The sequence below is a fragment of the Noviherbaspirillum aridicola genome (assembly GCF_019656455.1).
GTDB lineage: Bacteria > Pseudomonadota > Gammaproteobacteria > Burkholderiales > Burkholderiaceae_D > Noviherbaspirillum > Noviherbaspirillum aridicola.
Genome location: NZ_BPMK01000035.1, coordinates 1 through 1323 on the forward strand (window position 1 = coordinate 1; position 1323 = coordinate 1323).

The 1323-nt window shown below is 57.0% G+C and carries 1 protein-coding gene; it reads left to right on the forward strand.

The window, feature by feature from the left end; translation table 11 throughout:
- Positions 1–43: 43 nt before the first annotated feature.
- Positions 44–1311, forward strand: a protein-coding gene (locus NCCP691_RS21175) for an IS3 family transposase (RefSeq protein ID WP_373870380.1) whose coding sequence is annotated in 2 segments (ribosomal slippage) — positions 44–395 and positions 395–1311 — 1269 coding nt in all. Because the reading frame shifts where the segments join, the coding sequence is not laid out codon by codon here.
- The last annotated feature ends 12 nt before the right edge of the window (positions 1312–1323 follow it).

Sequence of the window (1323 nt, forward strand, 5' to 3'; positions counted from 1 at the left end):
TGACCCGTCCTGAAATGCGTTGACACTTTTTTGGAGGTGTCAAATGGACAGAGGGATCAAGCGTACGCAGCGGGACTACACGCTGGCTTTTAAGTTGGCGGTAGTTGACGAGGTGGAAAAAGGCGAGCTGACGTACAAGCAGGCGCAGCGGCGGTACGGAATTCAAGGCCGATCGACGGTATTGGTCTGGTTGCGCAAACACGGACGGCAAGACTGGGGTAGGCTGGGAGGAACCAGCAAGCGCAGGAGTGATCCCGTGAGCAAGCCAGAGCAGCCGATGAGTCCGGAGCAGCGAATTAAGCAGCTGGAAACGGAGCTCAAGCAAGCCAGTGAGAAGGCCCAGTTGTTGGAAGCCATGCTCGACGTCATTCGGAAAGAGTATGGGGTGAAGCTGCCAAAAAAGCATTCCGGCGGGTCATCGAGCAAAGGCGGATAGCCGGCTTGAGTCTCGCCAGAGCGTGTCGTTACATTGGTATGAGCCGTCAAGCCTATTATCAGCAGTGTCAGGCAGAGGCCGCCCAGCAGGCGCGGGATCGGCAGGTTGTTGAGTTGGTGCGCCAGACGCGGCGGCGTCAACCTCGCATTGGCGGTCGCAAACTACACTATTTGCTCAAGCAGCCATTGGCCTGCGCGGGAATCAAGATGGGCCGGGATGCGCTGTTCCGGGTTCTCAAGCGGGCTCATTTGCTGGTTCCGCCTCAGCGTGCGTTTCACAAGACAACGAACAGCTTCCATCGATTCCACAAGCACCCCAATCTCTTGAAGTCGTGCAAATCCGTGGCACAACGTCCTGAGCAGGTCTGGGTGGCCGATATCACCTATCTGCCTACGCGCGAGAAATGCGTCTATCTGAGTTTGGTCACTGACGCGTACTCTCGAAAGATCGTCGGCTACCATGTGCACGCAACCCTGCAAACCGAGGAAGTGGCGCGGGCATTGAAAATGGCTTTACGCGCCAGGCAGAGCCGGGAGCAGCTCATCCATCATTCCGACCGCGGCATCCAGTATTGCTCGACCGCCTATCAGCGATTGCACGCGCAACATGGGCTGACTTGTTCCATGACCGATGGCTATGACTGCTATCAGAATGCGCTGGCAGAGAGGGTCAACGGCATTCTCAAGGGTGAGTTCCTGCTCCACCGTCCTGAGAACCTGGAGCAGGCCCGGATGATGGTGCGCCAGTCGGTACAGATTTACAACCGGGAACGTCCGCACCTGGCCCTCCAATACAAAACGCCCGATGCAGTGCATCGGGCGTTTCAAAGGAGCGATCAGGCAGATAATTTACCCTGCTTAACCGTCAACCTATAGCAGGACGGGTCA